Origin of the sequence: Aeromonas sp. CA23, from assembly GCF_002587065.1 — a bacterium.
Classification (GTDB): domain Bacteria; phylum Pseudomonadota; class Gammaproteobacteria; order Enterobacterales; family Aeromonadaceae; genus Aeromonas; species Aeromonas bestiarum.
Genome location: NZ_CP023818.1, coordinates 4111131 through 4137865, shown reverse-complemented (window position 1 = coordinate 4137865; position 26735 = coordinate 4111131). Strand labels below are relative to the sequence as shown.

The following is a 26735-nucleotide window of genomic DNA, read 5'->3' as shown; positions in this document are numbered from 1 at the left end:
CAGTGGAAGTTTATACCACCGAAGAACAACAGGTTGAGGTCATCAAGAGCTGGTGGAAAGAGAACGGAACCTCGGTGCTCGCAGGAACTGTTATCGGTCTGGTTGGACTCTTTGGCTGGCGTTATTACAACGAGCGTCAGCAGACCAATCAGGAAGCCGCTTCCCAGGCTTACAACGAGATCTCGGCCCAGCTGGCCAAGGGTGATGCCGCCGCCTTCGAACAGGTGCAAGGCTTCATCAGTGCCCACCAGGGTGACTCTTACGCCGAGCTGGCCGCCCTGCAACTGGCTGCCGCTGCCGTCAAGGCAAACAAGCTGGACTTGGCTGCCGAGCAGCTGACCCAGGTGGCAAACAATGGTGATGAGAGCATTCGTCCCATCGCCGCCCTGCGTCTGGCCCGGGTCCTGAACGATCAGGGCAAGGCCGACGAGGCCCTGGCCCAGCTTGGCAAGATCAGCAATGACGCCTTCAAGGCCCAGGTGGCGGAAGTGCGTGGCGACATCCTGCTCAAACAGGGCAAGGCCGAAGAGGCGCGCGATGCCTATCAGGCGGCGGCCGATGCTGGCGGCCTGCAGGGCAGCGCCGAGCTCAAGCTGAAGATGGACGATCTGGCGCTGCCAGCCGTGACCACGGGTGGAGCTCCGGATGCGTAATCTGTTCAAGATGGTGGCGTTGGGGGCGGCAGTCTCCTTCGCCCTGCAGGGGTGCTCCCTGTTCAGCTCGGAAGAAGATCTCAACCCCATGGCGCCTTTGCCCGTGGTTGAGTCTGCCTTCACCGCCGACACGGCCTGGTCCTCTTCCGTCGGGGACGGCATAGGCGATTTCTACTCCCAGCTCAAGCCGGCGGTGGAAGAGGAGCGCATCTATGCCGCGGCCCGCGATGGCGATGTGACCGCCTTCGATCGTGCCAGCGGCAAGGAGCTGTGGAGCGTGGATCTGGCTGACCTGCCCATCAACGCCGACAAGCGCAGCGCCCGTCTCTCCGGCGGTCTGGTTTCTCGCTACGGCAAGCTGTTCCTCGGCTCCGAGAACGGGGTTGTCTACGCCCTGAACGAAGAGAACGGGGAAGTGCTGTGGCAGACCACGGTGCCGGGTGAAGTGGTGGCAAGCCCCGCCGTCGAAGACGGTCGTGTGGTGGTGCTGACCACTTCGGGTCGCCTGGTGGCGCTCGATACCGATGAAGGCAAGTTGCAGTGGACCCTGGCGGAAGAGCAGCCGCCGCTGACCCTGCGCAGTGCCGGTGCCCCCATCATTACCAACGGCGCCGTGCTCTATGGCCGTGCCGATGGCAAGGTAGGCATTGCCCTGCTGAGCAATGGTCAACCGGTGCGCCAGTCCAAGGTGGCCGATCCGCGCGGTGCGACCGAGCTGGATCGCATGGTGGACGTGGATGCGACGCCGCTGATCGCCGGTGATGAGCTCTATGCCATCGCCTACAATGGTCAGCTGATGGCGCGCAAGCTGATGACGGGTGACGAGGTGTGGAAGCGCAAGTATTCCGGCTACCGCGACATGGCGGTGACCGGCAATGCCATAGTGCTGACCGACAGCCGCAGCCATCTGTTTGCCGTTGACAGACGCAATGGGCTTGAGCTGTGGTCCAATACCCAGCTGGAAAACCGCACCGTGACTGCCCCCGTCATCCTGGGTGACTATGTGGTGGTCGGCGATGTGGAAGGTTACCTGTATTGGCTGGATCGTACCGACGGGTCCATCAAGGCCATGCAGCAGCTCGACAGCAGTGGTCTCTACGCCGCCCCTCTGGTGGACGGTGACACCCTGTATGTGCAGAGCCGTGGCGGCAAGTTGTACGCTATCAAGCGTCCCTGATCGTCCGATAATGTGAATATCCGGCTCCTGGTCTTCGGACCCGGAGCCTTTGTCGTCTTGAGAATGAGGCTTTTATGACTCCTGTAGTAGCCCTGGTGGGCCGCCCCAACGTGGGGAAATCCACCCTGTTTAACCGCTTGACCCGTACCCGGGATGCCCTGGTGGCCGACTTCCCCGGTTTGACCCGGGACCGTAAATACGGTCAGGCGAAGTTGGGCGAGCTGGAATTTATCGTGGTGGATACCGGTGGTATCGATGGCACCGAAGAGGGGATCGAGCTGAAGATGGCCGAGCAGTCCCTGCTGGCCATTGAAGAAGCCGATGTGGTGCTGTTCATGGTGGATGCCCGTGCCGGTCTGACCGCCTCGGATCAGGCCATCGCCGAGCACCTGCGCAAGACCCACAAGACGGTGTTTCTGGTGGCCAACAAGACAGATGGCATCGACGGTGACTCCGCCGTGTCCGAGTTCTACGGTCTGGCGCTGGGGGAGGTCTACCAGATCGCTGCCGCCCACGGCCGTGGCGTGCTGAGCCTGCTTGAACTGGCGCTGGCACCCCATCTGGAAACCCTGGTCGAAGCCGCTGCCGAAGAAGATGCGCAGGATGAAGAAGAGGAGGACTTCGACGAAGAAGCCCTGCTGCGCATGGTAGCCGCCGGTGATCTCGATACCCGGGAAGATACCAAGGAGACCCCGTTCGCCGACTTGCCCATCAAGTTCGCCATCGTCGGTCGCCCCAACGTCGGCAAATCGACCCTGACCAACCGCATGCTGGGTGAAGACCGCGTCATCGTCTATGACATGCCGGGCACCACCCGCGACTCCGTTTATGTTCCGATGGAGCGTGACGAGCAGAAGTACGTCATCATCGACACCGCCGGTGTGCGTCGTCGTGGCAAGGTGCATGAGACGGTGGAAAAGTTCTCCGTCATCAAGACCCTCAAGGCCATTGAAGATGCCAACGTCTGCCTGCTGGTGATCGATGCCCAGGAGACCATCACGGATCAGGACTTGAGCATCCTCGGCTTCGTGCTCCACTCGGGCCGCTCCGTGGTACTGGTGGTGAACAAGTGGGATGGCCTGGATCAGAAGGTGAAAGAGGACGTCAAGAACGAGCTGGACAGACGCCTGGGCTTCATCGATTTCGCCCGTGTCCACTTCATCTCCGCCCTGCACGGCAGCGGTGTCGGCCACCTGTTCGAATCCATTCAGGAGGCGTACCAGTCCGCCACCCGCCGTACCAGCACCGCCATGCTGACCCGCATCATGCAGATGGCGCAGGAAGATCACCAGCCGCCCATGGTGAACGGTCGCCGCGTCAAGCTGAAGTATGCCCACGCCGGTGGTTACAACCCGCCGCGCATCGTGATCCACGGCAACCAGTTGAACGACCTGCCGGATTCGTACAAGCGGTATCTCATCAACTACTTCCGCAAGTCGCTCAAGATCATGGGCTCCCCGATCCGGGTCGAGTTCCAGGAGTCGGCCAACCCGTTCGAGGGCCGGAAGAACACCATGACCCTGAGCCAGGAGCGTCAACGCAAGCGCCTGCTCAAGGCCAAAACCAAGAAGTAAGGCCCAGCGGCTGCCCTCACCGGCAGCCGTTTTTTCTTGGGGAGAGGCGAAGGGGATCTGCTGTGGGGAGACCCACAGCAGATCCCCTTTGAGAGGAGTCGAGTATGAGCACCCTGATATGCCCGGCCTGCGGCGCCGAGCTGGACAGCCGCAGTCCCGAGGTCTGCTGTGGCCAGTGCCAGGCCCGTTATCGCATCCGCGCCCTGTGTCCGACCTGCCAGCAGGAGCTGGAGCGGCTCAAGGCCTGCGGCGCCGTGGATTACTTCTGCAACCACTGCAACAGCCTGGTGTCGAAGCGCGCAGTGCACTTCGAGGCGAGCCCGGCAGGGCAGGCGTGAGGCAATAAAAAACCCGGCAAATGCCGGGTTTATGCTGTGTGTTCTGCTATCAGCAAGGTGTAGGAGCGGTTTCTGCGCCATATCTTGCGTTTGGTGTCATTGAGCTTGAGTTTGCGTCTGGGGCTCCAGGCGCACTTTGCTTTTCTGACCAGAGTAGTTCTTTTACGAGCTCGCATCTTGGTCTCCTCCCATTGGATGGCCATCCCGGCCTCGATGAATGGAGCCCATCTGAAAATGCTGTCATCCAGCTGTCAAGCTGCTGAAATCAGGCGATAAAAACAGTTTCGGACAGGCCCCGGCACATCCGGATGGTAACAGAGAACCTACCGGTAAAACAAACTTGTCAACAAGGGTTCAACGCAGGGTGATCTGCTTGACCACTTCGGCGATGACGGTGGGACGTTCGGCACTGGGCGGCTCGCTGCTGTCGTCGTCATCCAGTTCCTCGCGGCGGTGGGCCTTCTGCTGCTCGTTGTCGAGCCAGAGCAGGCTCTGGTAATACTGGCGCACGTTGTTGACGTAGTTGCGCGCCTCGCCGCCCCTGGCATAGCCGTAGCGCGCCTTGCGGTGCCAGCGTGCCTGCTGCAGCAGGGGCAGCACCTCTTTCACGTCGCTCCAGGCGTCGGGATTCTTGCCGAGCTCCTTGGTCAGGCGGCGGGCATCCATCATGTGGCCGTAGCCGATGTTGTAGGCGGTGAGGGCAAACCACACCTTCTCGTCATCGGGCACTGAGGCGGGCACCTTCTCCATCATCTGTTGCAGATAACGGGCGCCGCCCTTGATGCTCTCCTCCGGGTGCAGCCGGTTGTTGACCCCCATCGCCTTGGCGGTGGGTTCGGTCAGCATCATCATGCCGCGCACGCCAGTATAGGAGCGCGCCTCCGGATCCCAGTGGGACTCCTGATAGCTGATGGCGGCCAGCAGGCGCCAATCCACCACGCTGGCGTGGGTCTTGAACAGATCCTGATACTTGGGCAGCAGACTCTTGGCCCGTTGCAGGAAGGTGCGGGTGTCAACGAAGTCGAAGTTCTGCACGTGGCCGAAGTACTTCTCGTCCAGCTTGGCGATGGCGCCATCCATGAAGCGCTGGCCGAAGAAGTCGATGATGCTGGCGTAGAGGCTGTCATCGGGCAGCTTGGTCATGGCCCAGGCCACCGTCTGGTTCTTGGAAAGGGTCAGCCCCTCGGTGAGCTCTGGGTAGTAGCGCTGGGTACGGGCCAGCACAGTATCCTGCACCACTGTGTAATCAATCTTGCCGTCGGCCACCTGCTTGAGCAGCTCTTCCACATCCGCGTCCCGATTGGTGCTCCATTTCAGGTTGGGGTGCTGCTTGCCGAGCTCCTTGAGCAGATCTTCCCCGGTGGAGCCGGCAGGCACCACTATGGAGCCCTTGAGATCAGCTATCCCCTTGGGCTTGGGGGAGCCGTTGCGATAGACCAGCTTGGGGGAGACCTGATAAAAGCCGGGGCCGAAGCGAAACAGGGCACGTCGCTCCGGGGTGACCACGATGGCGGCGGCGGCGAGATCCAGCTTGCCCTTCTTGAGCAGCTCGACCAGTTCGGCGGTGGAGTAGACGGGGACTATGGTGAGCTTGACGCCCAACCAGTCGGCATAGCTTTTCGCCAGCTCGTAATCGAAGCCCTGGGCGGTCTCGTCACGCTGGTAATAGGAGGTGGGGCCATAGATGGTGCCAACCCGGATCTCGCCCCGTTGGCGGATCTGTTCCAGCTGGCTGGAGGGGGTGTAGAAGTCACAGCCGACCAGGGTCAGCAGCAACATCAGCCCGATAAACAGTCGAAAAATGCAGCGCAAGTAGGTGAGTACCCTTGTTGAAAAAATCGGCATTTGTCAAAAAAGAGGGACCTTTATACCAGAGAGTGTGCACCGAGTCACACTTGGCAAATCAAGAAAAACGTTTGTCCGGCGTCGGCCTGATCCCTATAATACGCGCGTCTCAATTCCCCCCCACTTTAACACTTGGTGAGAAAGGTCATATGGATATCTTGCGTGGTGCCCCAGCACTGTCTGATTTTCGTGTCCAAAAACTGCTGCAACGCTTCGCACAGATGAGAAAGGAGAGTGGAGTAGAGAGCGGAGTAGAGATAGAGGATGTCTATGCCGAATATGTGCACTTCGCCGAGCTTTCGAGCCCGCTGTCACCGCCCGAGCGAGCGACATTGGGCCAGCTTCTGCGCTACGGCCCGACCATCCCCGAACACACCCCCAGCGGTCAGCTGTTTCTCGTTACCCCCCGCCCCGGCACTATCTCCCCCTGGTCTTCCAAAGCAACCGACATAGCCCACAACTGCGGCCTGAGCCAGGTCAAGCGGCTGGAGCGTGGCATCGCCTATTACGTGCAGGCCAAGGGCGAGTTGACCCAGGCCCAGTGCGCTGACGTTGCCGCCGTGCTGCACGATCGCATGATGGAAGTGGTGTTTGCCGAGATGAGCCAGGCGAGTGCCCTGTTTGCCCACCAGGCGCCGCGCCCCTTCACCCAGGTGGATGTGCTGGCCGGTGGCCGCAGCGCGCTGGCGGAGGCCAACGTGGTGCTGGGTCTGGCGCTGGCCGATGACGAAATCGACTATCTGGTGGAGAACTTCACCAAGCTTGGTCGCAACCCCAACGACATCGAGCTCTACATGTTTGCCCAGGCAAACTCCGAGCACTGTCGTCACAAGATCTTCAACGCCGACTGGACCATAGACGGCGAGCTGCAGCCCAAGTCGCTGTTCAAGATGATCAAGAACACCTTCGAGCAGACGCCGGATCATGTCCTGTCTGCCTATAAAGACAACGCCGCCGTGATGGAGGGCAGCCAGGGTGGCCGCTTCTTCCCGAGTCCGGCCAGCGGTGAGTACCAGTATCATCAGGAGCGCGTCGACATCCTGATGAAGGTGGAGACCCACAACCACCCGACCGCCATCTCCCCCTTCCCGGGGGCCGCCACCGGCTCCGGCGGCGAGATCCGCGACGAGGGGGCAACCGGCCGTGGTGCCAAGCCCAAGGCGGGTCTGGTGGGCTTCACCGTCTCCAACCTGCGCATCCCCGGTTTTGAGCAGCCCTGGGAGCAGGACTTTGGCAAACCGAGCCGCATCGTCAGCGCCTTTGACATCATGCAGGAGGGGCCGCTCGGCGGCGCCGCCTTCAACAACGAATTCGGTCGTCCGGCCATTCTCGGCTACTTCCGCACCTTCGAAGAGGAGGTGCCGAGCCACAACGGCGTCGAGGTGCGCGGCTATCACAAGCCCATCATGCTGGCGGGCGGGATAGGCAACATCCGCACCGAACACGTCCAGAAAGGGGAGATCCCGGTCGGGGCTGCCCTCATAGTGCTGGGCGGCCCGGCCATGAACATAGGCCTGGGGGGCGGCGCAGCCTCTTCCATGGCCTCCGGTCAGTCGGCCGAAGATCTCGACTTTGCCTCGGTCCAGCGTGACAACCCCGAGATGGAGCGCCGTTGCCAGGAGGTGATCGATCGCTGCTGGCAGCTGGGGGACGACAACCCCATCGTCTTCATCCATGACGTGGGGGCCGGTGGCCTCTCCAACGCCATGCCGGAGCTGGTCAACGACGGTGAGCGCGGCGGTCGTTTCGATCTGCGCGCCATCCAGAGCGACGAGCCTGGCATGAGCCCGCTGGAGATCTGGTGCAACGAGTCCCAGGAGCGTTACGTGCTGGCGGTGGCGCAGGACAAGCTGCCGCTGTTCAAGGCGCTGTGCGAGCGTGAGCGCGCGCCCTATGCCGTCATCGGCATCGCCACCGAAGAGAAGCACCTCACCCTCTCCGATAGCCACTTTGACAACCAGCCCATCGACTTGCCGCTGGACGTGCTGCTGGGCAAGGCGCCCAAGATGCACCGTGATGTGGTCACCCTGCCTGCCCAGGGCAAGCCGTTGCAGCTCGATGGCACCACCCTCTCCGAGGCAGCCGAGCGGGTACTGCGTCTGCCGGCCGTGGCGGAGAAATCCTTCCTCATCACCATAGGTGATCGCAGCGTGACCGGTCTGGTCAACCGTGACCAGATGGTCGGCCCCTGGCAGATCCCGGTAGCCGATTGCGCCGTCACCGCCGCCACCTACGACGGCTATCATGGTGAGGCAATGTCCATGGGCGAGCGCACCCCGGTGGCGCTGCTCTCCCATGCCGCGTCGGCCCGCATGGCGGTGGCCGAAGCGCTCACCAACCTGGCACCGGCTCACATAGGATCGCTCAAGCGGGTCAAGCTCTCCGCCAACTGGATGTCCGCAGCCGGCCATCCGGGTGAGGATGCCGGCCTCTATGAGGCAGTCAAGGCGGTGGGCGAGGAGCTCTGTCCGGCCCTTGGCATCACGATCCCGGTTGGCAAGGACTCCATGTCCATGAAGACCCGCTGGCAGCAGGATGGCAAGGAACAGAGCGTCACCTCGCCGCTCTCCCTGCTCATCACCGCCTTTGCCCGTGTCGAGGATGTGCGCAATACCGTCACTCCGCAACTGCGTACCGATCTCGGTGAGACAGACCTTATCCTCATCGATCTTGGCAACGGCAAGCAGCGTCTCGGCGCCTCCGCCCTGGCCCAGGTCTACCGCCAGCTGGGGGACAAGGCGCCGGATCTCGACAATCCGGTCCAGCTGAAAGGCTTCTTCAACGCCATTCAGGCGCTGGTGGCCGATCGCAAACTGATCGCCTATCACGACAGATCCGACGGCGGCCTCTTCGTCACCCTGACCGAGATGGCCTTCGCCGGTCACTGCGGCCTCGACATCCAGCTCGATCGCATCGGTGGCGAACTGCTGCCGGCGCTGTTCAACGAGGAGCTGGGTGCCGTCATCCAGGTGCGTCGCGACGACAAGGAAGCCGTGATGACACTGCTGGCCGGTCACGGCCTGGCCGCCTGCTCCCACGTGCTGGGCACAGTGCGCGAAGGTGATCTCATCACCCTGCAGCGCGCGGGCCAGGAAGTGTATCGCGCCAGTCGCACTGCGCTTCGCACCCTCTGGGGCGAGACCAGCTGGCAGATGCAGCGTCTGCGCGACAACCCGGCGTGCGCCGATCAGGAACATGCCGCCCGTCAGGACGCCACGGATCCGGGTCTGCAGGCAAAACTGAGCTACAACCCGTCCGACGACGTGGCTGCGCCCTATATCGCTCGCGGGGTATCCCCCGTCTGGCGGTGCTGCGCGAGCAGGGGGTCAACTCCCACGTGGAGATGGCGGCGGCGTTTGACCGCGCCGGCTTTGCGGCAGTCGACGTCCACATGAGCGACATCCTCAGCGGCCGCATCAAGCTGGAAGAGTTCCAGAGCCTGGTGGCCTGTGGCGGCTTCTCCTACGGCGACGTGCTGGGGGCAGGTGAGGGCTGGGCCAAGTCCATCCTGTTCAACGACAACGCCCGCGAGCAGTTCCAGCGCTTCTTCGAGCGTGGCGACACCCTCTCCTTGGGCGTGTGCAACGGCTGCCAGATGATGTCCAACCTGCGCACCCTGATCCCGGGAGCCGATCTGTGGCCGCGCTTCGTGCGCAACCGCTCCGAGCGCTTTGAGGCGCGCTTCAGCCTGGTGGAAGTGCAGGAGTCGCCGTCCGCCTTCTTCGCCGGCATGGCGGGTTCAGTGATGCCCATTGCCGTCTCCCACGGGGAAGGGCGAGTGGAGGTGCGTGACGCCGCTCACCTGAGCGCGCTGCAAGCCAGCGGTCTGGTGGGACTGCGCTTCGTGGACAACCGCGGCAAGGTCACCGAGCAGTATCCGGCCAACCCGAACGGCTCGCCGGACGGCATCAGCGCAGTGACCACCACAGACGGTCGCGCCACCATCATGATGCCGCACCCGGAGCGGGTGTTCCGCACCGTGGCCAACTCCTGGCACCCAGACAACTGGGGCGAGGACGGTGCCTGGATGCGGATGTTCCGCAACGCCCGGGTGCAACTGGGTTAATCCCGCAGCGCAACCTGCAACAATAAAAAACCGGCCAGCAGGCCGGTTTTTTATCTCTGCCTCCTGCTAGCCGTTGCCCAGCTCGTGGGGGGTGAAATCCCCCCGATCCAGAATGCGCAGGCAGGCATCCACCACGGCCTCGTCCAGCTGGGCTCCCCGCATCCGTATGATGTGAGCCCTGGCCTGGGGAATGCCGAGGGCGGCGCGGTAGGGACGATCCGAAGACATGGACTCGACAATGTCGGCCACGGTGAGAATGCGCGCCTCCAGCAAGATCTGATCCCCCGCGAGACCCTCGGGATAGCCTGAGCCGTCGAGATACTCATGATGCTGGTGGATCATCTGGGCGATGGGCCAGGGGAAGGCGATGTCCTTGAGGACCTGGTAACCGGCGCCCGGGTGCTCCTTGACCAGGTTGAACTCCTGGGGGGTCAGCCTGCCCGGTTTGGTGAGGATGTCGACCGGTACCTGGATCTTGCCGATGTCGTGCACCATGGCCCCCAGATAGAGGCCGCGCAGCTGTTTGTCGCCCAGTACCAGCTCGCGGCCTATGGCCATGGCCAGGGTGGCGACATGCTTCTGGTGACCGGCTGTGTAGGGGTCGCGTTGTTCCAGTACGGCGGCGATGGCCCCCAGGGCATCCTCCAGCGCCAGCTCCAGCTGGCGGGCATGCAGCACCTTGTCCTGCTGCGCGGCGAGATAGGCCTGTTGAGTGCCACGGGCGTGCAGGCCATAGGCCAGGTAATCGGCCAGCTGACTGAACAGTCGCACCTCTTCCTCGGTGAAGGCCCTGGCCTGCGGACTGTGGATGAGCAGGGCGCCCCGCACGCTGGAATGCCACGGCAGCGGGAGCAGCAGGCGGGCCCGCAAGGTGGCCGAGTGATGGACAATCTCGCTCGCCAGTGCTTCGTTGCGTGGTTCATCATCGCGGATGGCCTGACGCAAGGCCGGATCCCGGGTGAGCCAGCGGTCGTTGGCAAACCAGACGGCATTGCCCGCCTGCGCCAGGATCTGCAGCGCATCCGGCTCTGCGGCCTCCTGCAGCACGGTGACGAGGGGAAAGCGGCCATCGAAGGTGATGGCGTCACAGATCTCCTGCAGCAGCATCTGCTCATCCCCCTGCCTGAGCATGGCATGGTGGGCGCGGCCAATGGCCTCCAGCGTCCAGGTATATTGCAGCAACTGCTCCTGCTGCTGTTTCTTCTCCGTGATGTCATCGAAGAAGACGCCGACGCCGATCACCTGGCCCAGCTCATCGCGCAGGGGAAACTTGGTGGTGCTGAGCCAGCGGGCCTCGCCGCCCTTGAGGTAGGGTTCTTCGTGCCGGTGCGTTGTGCCGTTGGTCATGACCCTGAGATCGTCATCCCGATAGCGCTGGGCCAGTTCGGCCGGGAAAAAATCGGCATCGCACTTGCCGATGATCTGGGCCGGCTCCAGGGCGAGATCATCGGCCAGCAGCCGGTTGCAGGCGGTGAAGACGGAGCGGGTATCCTTGAGCAGGACGCGATAGGGCAGCTGATCCATCACCTGAGCGAAGAGAGGGCCAGCGGGCAACGGCAGCTGGCGGGATGAGGGTTCCGGTCTTGAAGTCATCTGTGCTCCTGCGGCTGATCAGCTGGTAGTGAAACGGTAGCCCGCCTGCCACACGGCGAGACAGGCGTTCACCACTTGCTCGTCATAGTGGACGCCGGCATAGCGCGCCAGCTGGGCGAAGGCATCGGTCAGCGACATGGCGCGGCGGAAGGGGCGGTGCGCCGTCATGGCAGCCAGCGAGTCCGCCACCCGGATGATCCTGGCCTCCAGGCAGATGGCATCACTCTGCAGGCCCTGCGGGTAGCCGCTGCCGTCCATGTTTTCGTGATGCTGCTGCACCATGGTGGCGATGGGCCAGGGGAAATCTATCTGCTGCAGGATGTCACAGCCGGCCTGAGGGTGCAGCTTGATCAGTTCAAACTCCACCGGCCTGAGCTCACGGGGGCGGGTGAGGATTTCGGCCGGGATCTGCAGCAGGCCTATGTTGTGCACCATGGCCGCGAGACCGAGCCCATCCAGCTGCTCCTGTGGCAGTTGCAGGTGTTGACCTATGGCCAGCGCCAGGTCGTGTACGCGCCTTTCATGGCCGGCCGTGCCGGGATCCTTGTGGGCGATGGCGGAGGAGAGTGCCGCTATGGTTTGAAACAGCAAGGTGCGCTGATGCTGCTCGCTCTCCTTGATATGGGTGATATCGACCAGTGCTCCTATGATGCCGGCCACCTTGCCCTGATGGTCATAGAAGAGACCCTTGAAGTTGAGCACCTGATAACGGTGGCCGCTGCGATCGAGCAGACTGTGCTCGAAATATTGCGGCTGCTTGCTGCGCAGTACCTCCATGTCCCGCTGGCTGTACTCGTCCGCCATCTCGGGCGGTAGAATTTCATCCACGCGTTTCCCCAGCAGCTCTGCCTTGCTGATGCCGGTGATCTGGGTAAAGGTCGGGTTGCAACTGATGAAGCGCCCCTCGACGTCCTTGTAGAACACGGGGATAGGGATCGCCTTGAGCAGGGATTCGTTGAAGCGCTGCATGTCCACCAGCTCCGCCTGCTGACGCAGGGCCAGCTGCTCGCTGTCCCGGCACAGCTGGATGGCGCGAGCCAGGTTGCCGAGGATGGGGCTGAACAGGTGGCACAGCTGTTCACCCTCTTGTTCGGCTCTGGGGGAGAGCAGCAGCATGAGGTAGCCCCCTTCGATCCGCAAGCGGTAGGCAAAGGGATAGGGGCGGGAGCCGGGCAGGGGGATGGGGCCGTGCAGGGTGCACTGCTCGCCGTCACTGACCCAGGCGGGCAGCACCAGTGGTTGCCCGTGCTGCTGGATCAACTGCTCGTCCCCGATGGCCTTGACGATCTTGTACTCCCCCTGCGGCAACTGCTGCAGCACGAGACCAACCGGGCAGGCGCAGTGAAACAGAAAGCGTTGCAGCACCTTGGTCAGCAAGGCATCCAGGGTCACCTCGCGTCCAATGCAGAGGGCGAGATCGCAGACGATGGCCATGGCATGGTCGTTGTTCATGACGGCGTTGCTCCGTTGCAGAGAATGGCGCCATTGTGGAAGAGGGGATAATCCCCCGCCCGCAAACTGCCAATCTCGCCGAGTGAGAGGGCGCCGACCAGCTCGCGGGCGCCGCTATGGGTAAACAGCGTGCTCAGCTCGAGCTCGCTCTGCTGGCCAAAATGCTGCTGACGGCCGGCGCAGTAATAGAGCTCCAGCGTGTCGACCGGGCCGTGCTGGCGGAGCTTGCCGGCCAGTTCGATGGCATGGGCGGTCGGGCTATGGGGGGCCTTGAGCAGGGTGAGAATGCTGTGATCCGGCACCTCGCCGACACAGAGTAGGGCGCCCTCTTCGGTGACTGTGACCGGGATCCTCACGACCACGTCGCCATTGGCCCGCAGCAGACCCAGCGGCAGGTGGACGCCGTACTGATAGAACTGCGCCTGGGTCAGCGTCTGCTGAAATTGTTGCCGGACAAGCGACTGGTAGCGGCTGAAGGCGGGCTCCCAGTCGATGAAGGAGACCTTGTTGCCCTCCGTACTGGTGGCGAGCATGGGCTGGGCCATGAGTTGATAGCCATGCTCCAGCAGGGGATAGCTGTGATGGGGCAGTAGGCTGCAGATGACCGCCTGACTCGTCAGGGTCTGGCTGTCGAACAGGCAGGGCATGGCCTTGAACTGGCCGCTGCCCGCATTGACGCCTGCGTAGTTGACCCTGTCCGCCAGCCTGAGATAGATCCCCTCGAGGATGGAGGCGATGTTGGGGATCATGGCATCGAAGGTCAGAAAGAGGGTGGGGGGGCGGGCCGGATCCGGCCATTGCGCGAGCCGGGGCGCCAGCTGTTCGCAGAGCATGGCGGCAAGCCGGTCTGCATCGTCATTTTGGGGTAACGAGATCAGCCGGGGATCGTGGGATGACGGACGGGGCAGCAACCAGGCGCCCCTGTCATGAAAACCCTGTCGGCTGATGAGGCGGGGAAAGATGGCGCCGGAAAGCGAAATCGCCAGCTGCCGGCACTCTTGCTGCAGCTCGGCGACACGGTCGATATCCTGTTCGGCCAGCAACACATCGAGCCGACCGCCTCGATAGGGGAGCAGTGCATCGACCAGTGAGCGGGTATCAAAGAGGCAAAAGGAGGGTTGCGTCATGGCTCCTGGCTCCATTCCTGTATTTCATGAATATATCAGCAAGGGGCGGGGTGATGATACTCAGCGGTGACCTGCGATGTGACATAAGTGGTTATAAATACGCATAAAAAAAGAGCTTGCCACCTTGCGGCCGTGCTCTTGCTCAACCAGAAACACAAAACCGGCCATCTGGGCCGGTTTTGTGTTTCTGGCAGGGGCGCTACTTATTAGCGCAGCACCAGGTTCTGGAAGCCCTGCACCAGGCTGATGACGGGTTGGGGGTAGATGCCCAGCGCCACCACAGCCGGACTTTGACCGTCACGTCGATCAGATGGGACTTGCCGATAGGCCCAATGTCATGGGAATACCTGGGCGATTCCCTGACCTGGGATATAACGCTCCCACTTACACAAAAAATGACATGGTTTTGTTTGAATTCACGTCGGTGAATGGTTACACACATCCCAGTTTAAAAATAAAATTTGATCCCTTGGTGAACTGGATATAAGACTTACTCTGCACGGGACTCACAAGGAAGATAAAATGAAAAATGGAAGAACAGGATGGTTAAATATTTTAACCATCCTAGGGCTAGGGTCAGTAATGTTCACTGTTCAAACGGAGGCTGCAATACCTTATGTCAACTATCATCACACGGTTACGCAGCCGGATGGTTCGACACTTGAGTTGATCCTCAATGGTTCAACTCTTTACGCAGATCAACGTACTAAAGATGGCTATCCGGTTATCTATGACAATACCCTGAAAGGTTACGCTTATGCCAAGCTTTCAGAAAATGGAGAAATGTTTGAGTCGACCGGAATTCTAGTTACCAAGTCGAATGGTGTTAGCACCAGGTCCATACAGAAGGACACCGATATTCCTCAACATGCCAAGCGTTCTATCGTGCAACGTAACGCCAAGCAATTACAAATTTTACAATATCAACCCCAGTCACCAAAAATCAGTGTTTTTGCCAATCAATATGCCAATGTAACAGGTAATGTTCGAGGGTTGACCATATTAATTCAGTTTCCTGATGAATCCAGTTCTATTCCACCCAGTGAGGTCATCAACTACACCAACCAAATCGGTTACACAGGCTATGGAAATGCACAATCAATCCGGGACTATTTTCGTGCTGTGTCTGGTAATAAATTAGACTATACAAATACTGTTGTTGGATATTATACGGCCAAGAAATATAAGTCCTACTACACAGACCCCACGATAACCTATGGTGCCAGAGCAAGAGAGTTGATAGCCGAAGCTCTGGATTGGCTTGAATACACCGAAGGCTTCGACTTTTCGACCATCTCGAAAGATATTGACGGCAATATTCGTGGTTTGAACGTGTTCTATTCTGGCAGTACTGGTGGTGGCTGGGCTCAGGGCCTATGGCCTCATCAAGGTGGCTTGAACCGCTGGTGTGCTGATGGGGTCTGTGCATCCAAATACCAGATCTCCAACATGGATAGCAGTTTATCTATCGGGACCTTCATCCACGAGTCAGGACACCTGTTGTTCGGCTGGCCTGATCTTTACGATTACGATGGCAGCTCAGGAGGATCCGCTGGCTCGCACTGCATTATGGGATATGGCGGTGTAACCGGTAACAGACATAAAAAACCAGTTCCACCCAATGGCTACTTTCGCTCACTGAGTGGCTGGGAAACGATCACCGAGCTCAATCCTGCGGTTAACAGCAATGCTCCTTCAGGTCTATTGAGTCACCAGGCTAACAGCAACACACTATACCGCTGGTCCAACCAGAATAAAGCTGGTGAGGCTTTTTATATAGAGACAAGAACGCAAGTCGGGCAAAATCAGTATATGCCAGGTCAAGGTCTGATTGTATGGCATGTTGATCCTAATGGCTCCAATAATAATGAGTGGTATCCATATGTTCAGATGGAGCATGCGGATGGGAATCGTGACCCAGAAAAAAATACTAATCTTGGTGATGCTTATGATATGTATCATGCTTCTGGGCAAGACACTTTCGGTGATACTCAACCCAATGCGCTGTCCAGCCGAGGAACCAATTCACGCTGGTGGAGTGGTGCTGATTCAGGGTTGGAGCTGACTAATATCAGCGCTGTCTCAAGTCAAATGACATTTGACATCGGTGGCAAGGGTAATTCAAATCAAGAGGAAAATTATTCAGGTTATCTGAGTGGGAAGGGCGTTAGTCATATCATTCCGAATGGCAGCTGGTTTCAATATGATGGTGGAACCCTGAGTGGTGTGTTGACCGGCCCCGGCAATGCTGATTTCGATTTGTCACTGGAAAAATGGCAGAATAGTACTTGGATAGCTGTGGCAACATCAACAAGCGTCACCTCGAATGAAGCGATTAACTATGTTGCAAGCAGTGGTTATTATCGGTTTAATGTTTATTCTTATAATGGTGAGGGGAACTATGATTTCACGTTGAGAAAATAGATTCTTGTCATAAATATAAAGGGTCTTAATAAACACATTAATGGAATGTGTCGACTAAAGTCCTATTCTGAATCTGTAGGTTTCATCTGCTGACAATCACATTAATCCGAAACCAGCCAAGCTGGTTTCGGATTTTTTCATCTCTGGAAGATGGCCAATGGTACCTGACACAAGGGGCATTGGCCATCAGGGCGGGTTAGCGCAAGACCACGTTCTGGAAGCCCTGCACCAGGCTGATGACGGGTTGGGGGTAGATACCCAGCGCCACCACTATGATGGCGGAGAGCAGGACCACCATGCCGCCCGAGGAGACGGCCCAGTCGGCCTTGGCATCACGCAGCTGCATGCCGGGTTCCCGCAGATAGAGGGTGACCATGACGCGCAGGTAGTAATAGAGACCCAGGGCGCTGCCCAGCACTATGGCGCCGGAGAGCCACCACAGCTTGGCATCGACCGTCACCCCGATGAGATAGAACTTGCCGATGAAGCCCAGCGTCATGGGGATACCCGCGAGCGACAACATCATCACCGTCATGACGGCGGTCAGGTAGGGGCGGTGCCAGAACAGACCACGGTAGCTGTGCAGGGAGTCCGCATCCTTGCCGCGATAGGGGCTGGACATCATGCTGATGACGCCGAAGGCCCCCAGGCTGGTGAACAGGTACATCAGCAGGTAGACGCCGGCCGCTTCCACCGGCATCTGGCCGAGGCGGCTGGCGACGATCACCGCCAGCAGATAACCGAAGTGGGAGATGGAGGAGTAACCCATCATCCGCTTGATGTTGGTCTGCAGCAGGGCCAGCAGGTTGCCGATGACGATGGAGACGACCGCCATGGCGGCCAGCAGCCAGTGGATCATGGGATCTCCCGCCGCAGGCACCGCCAGGTAGAAGCGCAGCAGCACGCAGAACACGGCTATCTTGCTGACGGTGGCCAGGAAGGTGGCTACAGGTGCCGGGGCGCCTTCGTACACGTCAGGTGTCCAGAGGTGGAAGGGGGCCAGGGAGAGCTTGAAGGCAAACCCCACCAGCATCAGTCCCAGACCGCCCATCAGCAGCGGGTGGTGAGCCGGGGTGGTGGCCAGGGTCAGGCCGAGATCGCTGAAGCTCAGGCTGCCCGCCTGGGCATAGAGCAGCGCCATGCCAAACAGCAGGAAGGCGGTGGCGGCGGCGGAGAGCACCATGTACTTGATGCTGGCCTCCAGCGAATGGCGCTCGCGGTAGGCGTAGCCCACCAGACCGAACATGGGCAGGGTCAGCATCTCGATCCCGATGAACAGGGAGGCGAGGTGGCGGGAACCGGCCAGCACCAGGCCGCCGGCGGTGGCGATCAGCAGCAGCAGGTAGAACTCTTCCCGGTTGTCCGGATAGCCCTTGAGCCAGGAGCGGCCGAAGGTGCAGGTGGCCAGGGCGCCGATGAGCACCAGCCCCATGTAGAAGACGGCGTAGCCGTCTATCTGCAGCAGCGGAGTGACCCCCTGATCACCCTGCGCCATGACGATGGGCAGGGAGAAGAGCGCCAGGTTGAGGCCCGCTATGGTGACGACGAAGGCTGTGTCGTCACAGCGCCGCCAGGCGATGGCCAGCATCAGGGCCAGCATGGCCCCCGTGGTCAGCAGCAGAGGCAACAGGGCCAGCAGTTGAGAAGCTGTGAATGTCATTGCAGTGCTCCTGTAATGGACAAGTAAGGCAACAGGGCCAGCGGTCGGGAAACAGTCAGGTTCATTGCAATGCTCCAGCGGACGGCAGTGCGTACCAGTGCAGCACGCTCATCAGGCTGCTGCCTGCGGTATCGAGCACCGGCTGGGGATAGACACCGAGCAGCACCAGCAGGCCGGCTATGGTCAGCATCATGGCCAGCTCGCGGCTGTCCAGTCCCTTGAGGAGCTTGTCGTCCTTGGGCGCGCCGAAGCAGGCCCGTTGCAGCATGATGAGGGAGTAGACGGATGCCAGCACCAGACCGAAGGTGGCGATGATGGTGATGATAGGAGCGACCTGGAAGCTGCCGATGAGGATCAGGAACTCGCCGACGAAGTTGCCGGTACCCGGCATGCCAAGGGAGGCCACCGAGAAGAACAGCATGACGCCGGGCAGGTAGCGCAACCGGCCCCACAGGCCGCCCATCAGGCGCAAGTCACGGGTGTGCAGCCGCTCGTAGAGCTGGCCGCACAGGATAAACAAACCGGCGGCGGAGAGGCCGTGGGCGATCATCTGCACCACGGCGCCTTGCAGCGCCAGCTCGCTACCCGAGTAGATGGCGATCATCACGAAGCCCATGTGGGAGATGCTGGTGTAGGCCACCAGCCGCTTGATGTCGGTCTGGGCGAACGCCACTATGGCGCCGTAAACGATGCCGACCAGGCCCAGCAGCATGGCGTAGGGGGCGAACTCGGCGGAGGCCTCCGGGAACAGCGGCAGGGCGAAGCGCAGCAGACCGTAGGCGGCGGTTTTCAGCAAGATGCCGGCCAGGTCCACGGAACCCGCGGTCGGCGCCTGACTGTGGGCATCCGGCAGCCAGCCGTGCAGCGGTACCAGCGGCATCTTGACCGCGAAGGCGATGAAGAAGCCCAGCATCAGCAACCACTGGACGCCCTTGCTCATCGGGGTGTTGAGCAAGTCCTGATAGTCAAAGGTGAACACGCCGGTGGCTGCGTGGTGGGTCAGCACCAGACCCAGGATGGCGACCAGCATGATGAGGCCGCTGACCTGGGTGTAGATGAAGAACTTGGTGGCCGCGTTGATCCTGGACTTGCCGTCGGTGACCGAGTGGCCCCACAGCGCGATCAGGAAGTACATGGGGACCAGCATCATCTCCCAGAAGAAGAAGAACAGGAACAGATCCAGCGCCATGAAGACGCCGAGCACGCCCCCCAGGATCCAGAGCAGGTTCAGGTGGAAGAAGCCGATGCGCTGCACGATTTCCTTCCAGGAACAGAGGATGGCCAGCACGCCGATGAAGCAGGTGAGCATCACCATCAAGAGCGACAGGCCATCCACCGCCAGGTGCAATGAGATGCCGAAGCGGGGGATCCAGGGCAACTGCAGTTCGGCGGCCCAGGCGGACACGCCCGTCTGGGTCGCAAGGGAAAAGTCACCGCTCCACCAGATGGCGCCGGAGAGCAGCAGGCAGGCGCTCATGGACAGCAGGGCGACCCAGCGCACGAAGTATTCACCGAAGCGCTCCGTCTGCCAACAGAGCAGACCGCCGATGAAGGGTATTAACAAGATCCAGAGTAAGGTCACGATATCAGCTCTCGTCTATGTTCTAGTCACTGTGCAGGCCCGTGGGCTTGCTGCGAGTTCAGGGGCTGCATCACGGGATCAGCCGAGCAGCAGCAGGGCCAGGATCAGGGCGGCGCCCATCCCCATGGAGGCTGCATACCAGCGCAACTTGCCGGAAACGGTCCAGGCCAACAGCTGGTGGCCACTCTGTGCCAGCCAGGCCGGCAGGTTCATCATCCAGTCCAGCGGATCCTTGCCGAGCAGGCGGGTGCTGAGCAGGTAGGGTTTGACCCACAGCTGATCGTACAACCAGTCAAAGCCCCAGGCATTGAACCAGAGGGTGCTGAGCAGACGGCCTGGCGCGCTGTTCGCCACGCTGGTGGCCAGTCGACGCTCACCCAGGAACAGGAAGGCGGCCAGGGCTATGCCCGCGATGGCGACTATGCCGGAGGCTATTTCCAGCGCATGACGACCCGCTTCTATGTGATCTCCCGGACCGGCCGGCAGTACTCCGGCCAGCGGCGGTACTATCAGGGCCCCGATCCCGGTGGAGAGCACCAGCAGCACCAGCAGCGGCAGCTGGTGGGCCAGGCCGTGGCCGGCGTGGGCCTCGGTCTGCACCTTGCCGTGGAAGGCGATGAAGATGAGGCGGAAGGTGTAGAGGGAGGTCAGGAAGGCCCCCACCAGACCGGCCCACAACAGTGTGGTCTGGCCGGATGCCTGCACCTGCCACAGGATGGCATCTTTACTGTAGAAACCGGCCGTGACCAGCGGCAGCGCGGCCAGCGCCGAGCCCCCCACCAGGAAGCAGGCATAGACCAGCGGCAGACTCTTGCGCAGGCCTCCCATCTTGAAGATGTTCTGCTCGTGGTGGGTCGCGACTATGACGGCACCGGCGGAGAGGAACAAGAGCGCCTTGAAGAAGGCGTGGGTCATCAGGTGGAAGATGGCCCCTTCCCAGGCGCCAACCCCAAGGGCCAGGAACATGTAGCCTATCTGGCTCATGGTGGAGTAGGCCAGGATCCGCTTGATATCGGTCTGTACCAGGGCCGCAAAACCCGCCAGCACCAGGGTAATGGCACCGACCAGCGCCACCAGATGCAGGATCTCGGGGGCCAGCAGGAAGAGGCCGTGGGTACGGGCGATGAGATAGACACCGGCGGTCACCATGGTCGCGGCGTGGATCAGGGCAGAGACAGGCGTCGGGCCCGCCATGGCATCCGCCAGCCAGGTTTGCAGCGGCAGCTGGGCGGATTTACCGACGGCGCCGCCGAGCAGCATCAGGCAGGCGAACGACAGGGCAGGGGAACCCTCGGCAAACATCGCGGGCGCGCGCACCAGCAGCTCATGGATGTTGAGGGTGCCCAGCTCCCGGTAGAGGACGAACAGGCCGATGGCGAGGAAGACGTCGCCGACCCGGGTCACCACGAACGCCTTGAGGGCGGCCGCCCCGTTGGCCGGGTTGCGGTAGTAGAAGCCGATCAGCAGGTAGCTGCACAGCCCCACCCCTTCCCAGCCGAGGTAGACGAACAGCAGGTCATCGGCCAGCACCAGGAACACCATGCTGGCGATGAACAGGTTGGTGTAGGTGAAGAAGCGGGAATAGCCCTCTTCTCCGCGCATGTACCAGGAGGCGAACAGGTGGATGAAGAAACCCACTCCGGTCACCACCCCCAGCATGGTCAGCGACAGGCCGTCCAGCGCCAGGCGGAAGGTGGGATTGAAGCTGCCCACCGACATCCATTGCCACAGGGTCTGGGTGTAGACACCGCCGACCGGCATGGTATTGAGGAAATCGATGCCGACCCACAGGGTGGTGAGGGCCGACAACCCTATGCTGCCGACGCCGATCAGTGCCGAGCTGCGCTCGCCGAAACGGCCGAGGGAGAAGGCCAGCACCAGCCATCCCAGCAGCGGGAATAGAAAAGTCAGGTATAAGAGGCTCATCCGCGCATCTCGCTCACAGTGTCCACGTTGAGGGTGTGGTAACGACGATAGAGCAGCAGTAACAGGGCCAGGCCTATACTGGCCTCCGCTGCCGCCAGAGAAATCACCAGTATGTACATGATCTGGCCATCGGCCTGGGCCCAGCGGCTGCCAGCCACCACGAACGCCAGTGCGGACGCATTCATCATGATCTCGATACTCATGAGGATAAACAGCAAGTTACGGCGGATCAGCAGACCGCACAAACCGATGCAAAACAGCACGGCGGCCAGCAGCAGACCGTGTTCCATGGGGATGCCACTCATTGCTGACCTCCTTCTTGAGATGGACTTGGTGCTGGGCGCACGGCAGTTTTGGGAACGGAAAGCACTTCCCCGCTCTTGTCTTCACGGCCCAGGTGGTAGGCGGTCACCAGACCCGCCAGCAGCAGGATGGAAGCGAGCTCCACCGCCAGCACATAAGGGCCGAACAGGGCGATGCCGACCTCTTTCGCGCTGACGTCGGTCAGACCAAGCTGACCCCCTGTCACGCCGAGGATGCCGTAGGCCAGAAAGCCCAGCAGGACGAGAGAGAGCAGGCCCGGACCCACCCAGGTGGTGGGGGTGAGCCAGTTCTTCTCCTGATCCTGGGACGATCCCAAGTTCAGCATCATCACCACGAACACGAACAGCACCATGATGGCGCCCGCGTAGACGATCACCTGCAGGGCACCCGCGAAGGAGGCACCCAGACAGAAGAAGATCATGGCCACGGCGATGAGCGAAATAATGAGATTGAGCAGCGCATGCATGGGATTGCTGGTGCTGATCACCCGCAGCGTGCTGTAAACGGCTACCAGGGCCGCGGCATAAAATGCCAGTTCCATGATTGACTCCTAGGGCTAGGGCAGCAGGCTCTTGACATCGATAGGTTTGGCTTCGTGCTCGGCATCCCCTTTCGGCTTGCCGTCGATGGCCATACCGCTCATGCGATAGAAGTTGTAATCCGGGTATTTGCCGGGCCCGCTGATCAGCAAGTCTTCCTTCTCGTACACCAGATCCTGGCGGCGGTATTCGCCCATCTCGAAATCCGGCGTCAGCTGGATGGCGGTGGTGGGGCAGGCTTCTTCGCACAGGCCGCAGAAGATGCAGCGGGAGAAGTTGATGCGAAAGAACTCCGGATACCAGCGACCATCGTCCCGCTCCGCTTTCTGCAGCGAGATGCAGCCGACCGGGCAGGCCACGGCGCAGAGGTTGCAGGCCACGCAGCGCTCGTCGCCGTCCGGGTCGCGGGTCAGCACGATGCGGCCACGGAAACGGGGGGCGGCATAGACAGCCTCTTCCGGGTAACTCAGGGTTTCGCGTGGTCGCCAGGCATGGGAAAACACCATGCCCAGACTGCGAAGTTGGGTACCGACACCCTTGATTATGCTAACAATTTTCATAGTCGTGCCTCACTGCACATTCATCAGCACCACAGCCCCTGAGCCTTGCATCCCGAGCGGGGTGCAAGGCGCGAGGCAAGCAGACGTTCCAGCCAAACGGCATCACAATGTTCATATCCATTCCGGCCTCACTGCGCACTCATCAGCACCACGGCACCCGTGATCAGCATGTTGATCAGGGTCAGCGGCAAGCAGACTTTCCAGCCAAAGGACATCACCTGATCAAAACGCGGACGGGGCAGGGAGGCCCGCAGCAGGATGAAGAGCACCATGAAGCAGGCGGTCTTCAGGGCAAACCAGATGAAGGGCGGCAACCAGGGGCCGTGCCAGCCACCGAAGAACAGGGTCACTATGAGGGAGGAGATCAGCACTATGCCGATGTACTCGCCCACGAAGAACAGACCCCATTTCATGCCCGCATACTCGATGTGATAGCCGTCGGCGAGCTCCTGCTCGGCCTCCGGCTGGTCAAACGGGTGGCGGTGGGTGACGGCGACGCCGGCAAACAGGAAGGTGATGAAGCCCAGGATCTGGGGCACCACGTTCCACAAGCCCTCCTGGGCCTCGACTATGTCTCTCAGGTTGAAGCTGCCGGTCTGGATCACTATCCCCATCAGGGAGAGCCCCAGGAACACCTCGTAGGAGAGGGTCTGGGCCGAGGCGCGCAGGCTGCCGAGCAATGAGTACTTGTTGTTGCTCGACCAGCCGGCGAACAGCACGGCATAGACCGCCAGTCCCGCGATGGCCAGTATGTAGAGCAGGCCCACGTTGAGATCCGCCACGCCCCAGGTGGGGGTGAGCGGCACCACGGCAAACGCCAGAATAAAGGCGGTAAAGGCGATGATGGGGGCCAGGATGAAGATCCGGCGATCCGCGAACGGCGGGATCCAGTCCTCCTTGAAGAACATCTTGACCATGTCGGCCGCCAGCTGCAGCAGGCCGAACGGGCCCACCCGGTTGGGGCCGTAGCGATCCTGCCACAGCGCCAGCAGGCGACGTTCGATGAAGCTCATGAAGGCGCCAGCCCCCACTATCCCCACCAGCACGATCAGCGCCTTGCCGACTTCAATCAGCAGCTCCATCAGGGAATCACTCATGCGATCGCCTCCTGCAGGTTGTTGATGTAGGCCTGTTGCAGCGCGGTCGGCAGACCGTTCACGCCGAGCGGCAGACCCAGCAGACCCTGTGCCAGAGCATGGCTCAGCCGCAGCTTGAGGCGCCAGTGGTTGCCACCCCAGGAGAAGCTCACCTGGTTGCCCGCGTTGAGGGCAAGGCGAGCCGCATCGGCCGGGTTCAGCACCAGCTCGGGTTCGTTCATGCGGGCCTGGATCACCGGGCTGCGAGCGGAGAGCTCCTCGCCGCCAAACAGCTGGTCATAGTTGACCACCTGCAGGGCTTCCTGAGCCACGAAGGGGGCCGGTATGGCATCAAACCAGCCAAGATTGTCTTCACCCGGCTCCAGCAGGCGGCGACCCGGATCACCGGCGCGCAGCTTGCCGCCCACCTCGTCCTGGAACTTGTTCCAGGCCGATGGCGAGTTCCAGCCCGGCGCCCAGGCAAACGGCACCTGTTGCATCGGCTGGCGGGCACCGGCATAGCCTTCCATGGAGAAGTTGAAGGGGGAGTCCGGATCCTGGGCCACTCTCGGCTCGCTGACGTTCTGATCCGCCAGCATGGAGGTGCGACCGCTGTAGCGGTGCGGCTCACGAGCCAGCTTCATGCCACGGATCCGCAGCCCGGCGTTGGGCGAGGCTTCCAGCATGGGGGCGAGCAGCGGCGTCGAGGCGGCGCAGGCACCGCTGATCTCGTCAAGGTTCTGCCAGCGCAGGGGTTTGTTATCGAGAGCCCCCTGCAGCGCGGCCAGCCAGCGCCACCCTTCCCGGATCTGGATGTCGGCGTTGTAGAAGGCCGGCGCATAGACCTGGAAGTAGCGCTGGGCACGGCCCTCCATATTGACGAGAGTGCCATCGGCCTCGGCAAAGCTGGCGGCAGGCAGCACCAGATCGGCCTTCTGGGCTGTCTGGGTATCCTGATGATCGACCACCAGCAGGTGTTGCAGGCGGGCGATGGCCGCATCGACCCGATTGCGCGGGGCGCGGCGATAGAGATCGTTCTCCAGGGTCACCAGTGCCAGGTTATCCTGGGCTTCGATGCGCTCAAGGGCAGCTTCCAGCGATTTGCCTGACGACTTGCCTGCATCCAGCATGGCCAGACCCAGACTGTTGGCCTCTTGCGCCACCAGTGCCAGGCTGACGTCCTGGCCACGGCCCTTGAGGGCACGGACTATGTTGCTGGCAGCCTCGATCAGTGCCGGAGTACGGGCGCCGGAGCCTGCGATGATGAGCGGCTTTTTGGCGTTGCCAAGCAGGTCGGCCCAGCGAGCGGCTTGCGCCTGTTGTTCTTGGCCGAGATCGGCCAGGGCCGGGGCCGAGCTGTCGAGCAGATGGGCGATGGCAAAACCGAGGCGGGCCTGATCCGCGTGGGGGGCGTGCAGTTTTTCTGCCGCCACGTCGTCGAGGCGGGTGCTGTCCAGACTGGTGATGAGCAGCGGGTAGCGCTCATTCTGGCCCAGGGTCTGCACCGCGGCGACCTGCCACAAGTCCACCTTCATCTTGCGGGCGATCTCGCGCGCCTTGCCCTTGACCGACTGGCGCAGGGCCAGGGCGATGCGGGCGGCGCTCATGGTGACATCTTCACCCAGCACCAGAATGGCGTCGGCCTCTTCCATGTCCCGCAGGCTCGGCGTGCGAATGCCGCCGTGTTGCAGTATGTGCAACATCTTTTGCAGGCACTCCCACTCGCTCTGCTCGACGCCGCAATAGAAGTTGTCGGCACCTACCAGCTCGCGCAGGGCGAAGTTGCTCTCCAGCGACGCGCGGGGAGAGCCGATGCCGATGACGCCGGCCGCAGTGCGCAGGGCGTCGGCGGCACGGTTCAGGGCGCCGTCCACCGTGATGGCCAGCTTGTCGTTGCCGTCACGCAGCAATGGCTGACGCGGGCGATCCGCCAGATTGACGTAGCCATAGCCAAAGCGGCCGCGATCGCACAGGAAGTAGTGGTTGAGGCCACCGTGGAAGCGGTTCTCGATGCGGCGCAGCTCGCCGTAGCGCTCGCCCGGGCTGATGTTGCAACCGACCGAGCACTGCTGGCAGATGCTGGGGGCAAACTGCATGTCCCACTTGCGGTTGTAACGCTCGGAGTGGGTCTTGTCGGTGAACACGCCGGTGGGGCAGACCTCCACCAGGTTGCCGGAGAACTCGCTCTCCAGGGTGCCATCTTCGACCCGGCCGAAATAGACGTTGTCGTGGGCGCCATAGACACCCAGATCCTCGCCGCCGGCGTAATCCTTGTAGTAACGCACGCAGCGATAACAGGCGATGCAGCGGTTCATCTCGTGATTGATGAAGGGCCCCAGTTCCTGATTCTGGTGGGTGCGTTTGGTGAAGCGGTAGCGACGGCTGTTGTGGCCTGTCATCACCGTCATGTCCTGCAGGTGGCAGGCACCACCCTCTTCACATACCGGGCAGTCGTGGGGGTGGTTGGTCATCTGCCACTCCACCACCGTCTTGCGAAACTCTTTCGCCTCTTCGTCTTCGATGGAGATATAGGTGCCATCGGTAGAGGGGGTCATGCAGGACATGACCAGGCGGCCGCGCTTGTCGTCGGCATTCTGATACTGCTTGACCGCACACTGGCGGCAGGCGCCGACGCTACCCAGCGCCGGGTGCCAGCAAAAATAGGGGACGTCCAGCCCTAAGGAGAGACAGGCTTGCAGCAGGTTGTCTGCCCCGTCTACCTCGTACTCTTTACCGTCTACAAAAATGGTGGCCATACAACTTCCCTGACATCAATTAGATAAAACGCGCAGATTGGATTAGCCGGCAGGCGTAATCAG

At 61.3% G+C, this 26735-nt stretch carries 17 protein-coding genes and 1 pseudogene; 6 read left to right on the top strand and 12 right to left on the bottom strand.

Going from position 1 to position 26735, the window contains the following annotated elements; all coding sequences use genetic code 11:
* Positions 1–2: 2 nt before the first annotated feature.
* From CK910_RS19060 to CK910_RS19045, 4 genes are all read left to right on the top strand, one after another.
* A complete protein-coding gene (locus tag CK910_RS19060) occupies positions 3–653 on the top strand; it encodes a YfgM family protein (protein WP_042865878.1) in 651 nt (216 codons plus the stop codon).
* Positions 646–1830 (top strand): outer membrane protein assembly factor BamB, encoded by a 1185-nt coding sequence (bamB, locus tag CK910_RS19055; protein ID WP_043136735.1) that lies wholly within the window; start codon positions 646–648, stop codon positions 1828–1830. Before CK910_RS19060 ends, bamB begins: the two co-directional genes overlap by 8 nt.
* A gap of 74 nt (positions 1831–1904) precedes the next feature.
* Entirely contained in the window at positions 1905–3404 is a 1500-nt protein-coding gene (der, locus tag CK910_RS19050; RefSeq protein WP_098984351.1) for a ribosome biogenesis GTPase Der, read from the top strand.
* 104 nt (positions 3405–3508) lie between these two features.
* Entirely contained in the window at positions 3509–3742 is a 234-nt protein-coding gene (locus tag CK910_RS19045) for a zinc ribbon domain-containing protein (protein ID WP_098984350.1), read from the top strand.
* A gap of 354 nt (positions 3743–4096) precedes the next feature.
* Here CK910_RS19045 and mltF read toward each other — a convergent pair whose 3' ends face one another.
* Positions 4097–5587: a membrane-bound lytic murein transglycosylase MltF gene (gene mltF, locus CK910_RS19035; protein WP_098985171.1), complete on the bottom strand. Its 1491-nt coding sequence runs from the start codon at positions 5585–5587 to the stop codon at positions 4097–4099.
* Between the two features lie 149 nt (positions 5588–5736).
* Here mltF and purL point away from each other — a divergent pair.
* Positions 5737–9653 (top strand): annotated as a pseudogene (gene purL, locus CK910_RS19030) (phosphoribosylformylglycinamidine synthase).
* A gap of 66 nt (positions 9654–9719) precedes the next feature.
* On the opposite strand, the gene CK910_RS19025 reads toward purL, so the two are convergent.
* From CK910_RS19025 to CK910_RS19015, 3 genes are read right to left on the bottom strand one after another with little or no spacing between them, the layout of a single operon-like run.
* Positions 9720–11246 carry an HD domain-containing phosphohydrolase gene (locus CK910_RS19025; RefSeq protein ID WP_098984348.1) on the bottom strand — a complete coding sequence of 509 codons (1527 nt, stop codon included), beginning with the start codon at positions 11244–11246 and terminating at the stop codon, positions 9720–9722.
* An 18-nt stretch (positions 11247–11264) separates the two neighbouring features.
* On the bottom strand, positions 11265–12698 hold the full coding sequence (locus tag CK910_RS19020; protein WP_098984347.1) for an HD domain-containing phosphohydrolase: 1434 nt from the start codon (positions 12696–12698) through the stop codon (positions 11265–11267).
* A complete protein-coding gene (locus tag CK910_RS19015) occupies positions 12695–13825 on the bottom strand; it encodes an FIST signal transduction protein (RefSeq protein ID WP_043136714.1) in 1131 nt (376 codons plus the stop codon). Before CK910_RS19015 ends, CK910_RS19020 begins: the two co-directional genes overlap by 4 nt.
* A gap of 522 nt (positions 13826–14347) precedes the next feature.
* On the opposite strand from CK910_RS19015, the gene CK910_RS19010 reads away from it, so the two are divergent.
* Positions 14348–16249 (top strand): M6 family metalloprotease domain-containing protein, encoded by a 1902-nt coding sequence (locus CK910_RS19010; protein WP_253852735.1) that lies wholly within the window; start codon positions 14348–14350, stop codon positions 16247–16249.
* Between the two features lie 196 nt (positions 16250–16445).
* Here the strand turns inward: CK910_RS19010 and nuoN are convergent, their stop codons facing one another.
* From nuoN to nuoG, 8 genes are all read right to left on the bottom strand, one after another.
* The gene (gene nuoN, locus CK910_RS19005) at positions 16446–17909 is read right to left on the bottom strand and encodes an NADH-quinone oxidoreductase subunit NuoN (RefSeq protein WP_043136710.1); all 1464 of its coding nucleotides are present in this window, start codon (positions 17907–17909) and stop codon (positions 16446–16448) included.
* Positions 17910–17970: 61 nt separating this feature from the next.
* On the bottom strand, positions 17971–19491 hold the full coding sequence (nuoM, locus tag CK910_RS19000) for an NADH-quinone oxidoreductase subunit M (protein ID WP_098984346.1): 1521 nt from the start codon (positions 19489–19491) through the stop codon (positions 17971–17973).
* Positions 19492–19569: 78 nt separating this feature from the next.
* Positions 19570–21417, bottom strand: coding sequence for an NADH-quinone oxidoreductase subunit L (nuoL, locus tag CK910_RS18995; RefSeq protein WP_043136704.1), 1848 nt, complete (start codon positions 21415–21417; stop codon positions 19570–19572).
* Positions 21414–21722 (bottom strand): NADH-quinone oxidoreductase subunit NuoK, encoded by a 309-nt coding sequence (gene nuoK / locus CK910_RS18990; RefSeq protein ID WP_042034381.1) that lies wholly within the window; start codon positions 21720–21722, stop codon positions 21414–21416. Before nuoK ends, nuoL begins: the two co-directional genes overlap by 4 nt.
* Positions 21719–22282, bottom strand: a complete 564-nt coding sequence (nuoJ, locus tag CK910_RS18985; protein ID WP_043555311.1) for an NADH-quinone oxidoreductase subunit J — start codon at positions 22280–22282, stop codon at positions 21719–21721. Before nuoJ ends, nuoK begins: the two co-directional genes overlap by 4 nt.
* 15 nt (positions 22283–22297) lie before the next feature.
* The gene (gene nuoI / locus CK910_RS18980) at positions 22298–22840 is read right to left on the bottom strand and encodes an NADH-quinone oxidoreductase subunit NuoI (RefSeq protein WP_043136700.1); all 543 of its coding nucleotides are present in this window, start codon (positions 22838–22840) and stop codon (positions 22298–22300) included.
* Positions 22841–22968: 128 nt separating this feature from the next.
* Entirely contained in the window at positions 22969–23937 is a 969-nt protein-coding gene (nuoH, locus tag CK910_RS18975) for an NADH-quinone oxidoreductase subunit NuoH (protein ID WP_043555312.1), read from the bottom strand.
* Positions 23934–26672 carry an NADH-quinone oxidoreductase subunit NuoG gene (gene nuoG, locus CK910_RS18970; protein WP_098984345.1) on the bottom strand — a complete coding sequence of 913 codons (2739 nt, stop codon included), beginning with the start codon at positions 26670–26672 and terminating at the stop codon, positions 23934–23936. Before nuoG ends, nuoH begins: the two co-directional genes overlap by 4 nt.
* Between the last annotated feature and the right edge of the window lie 63 nt (positions 26673–26735).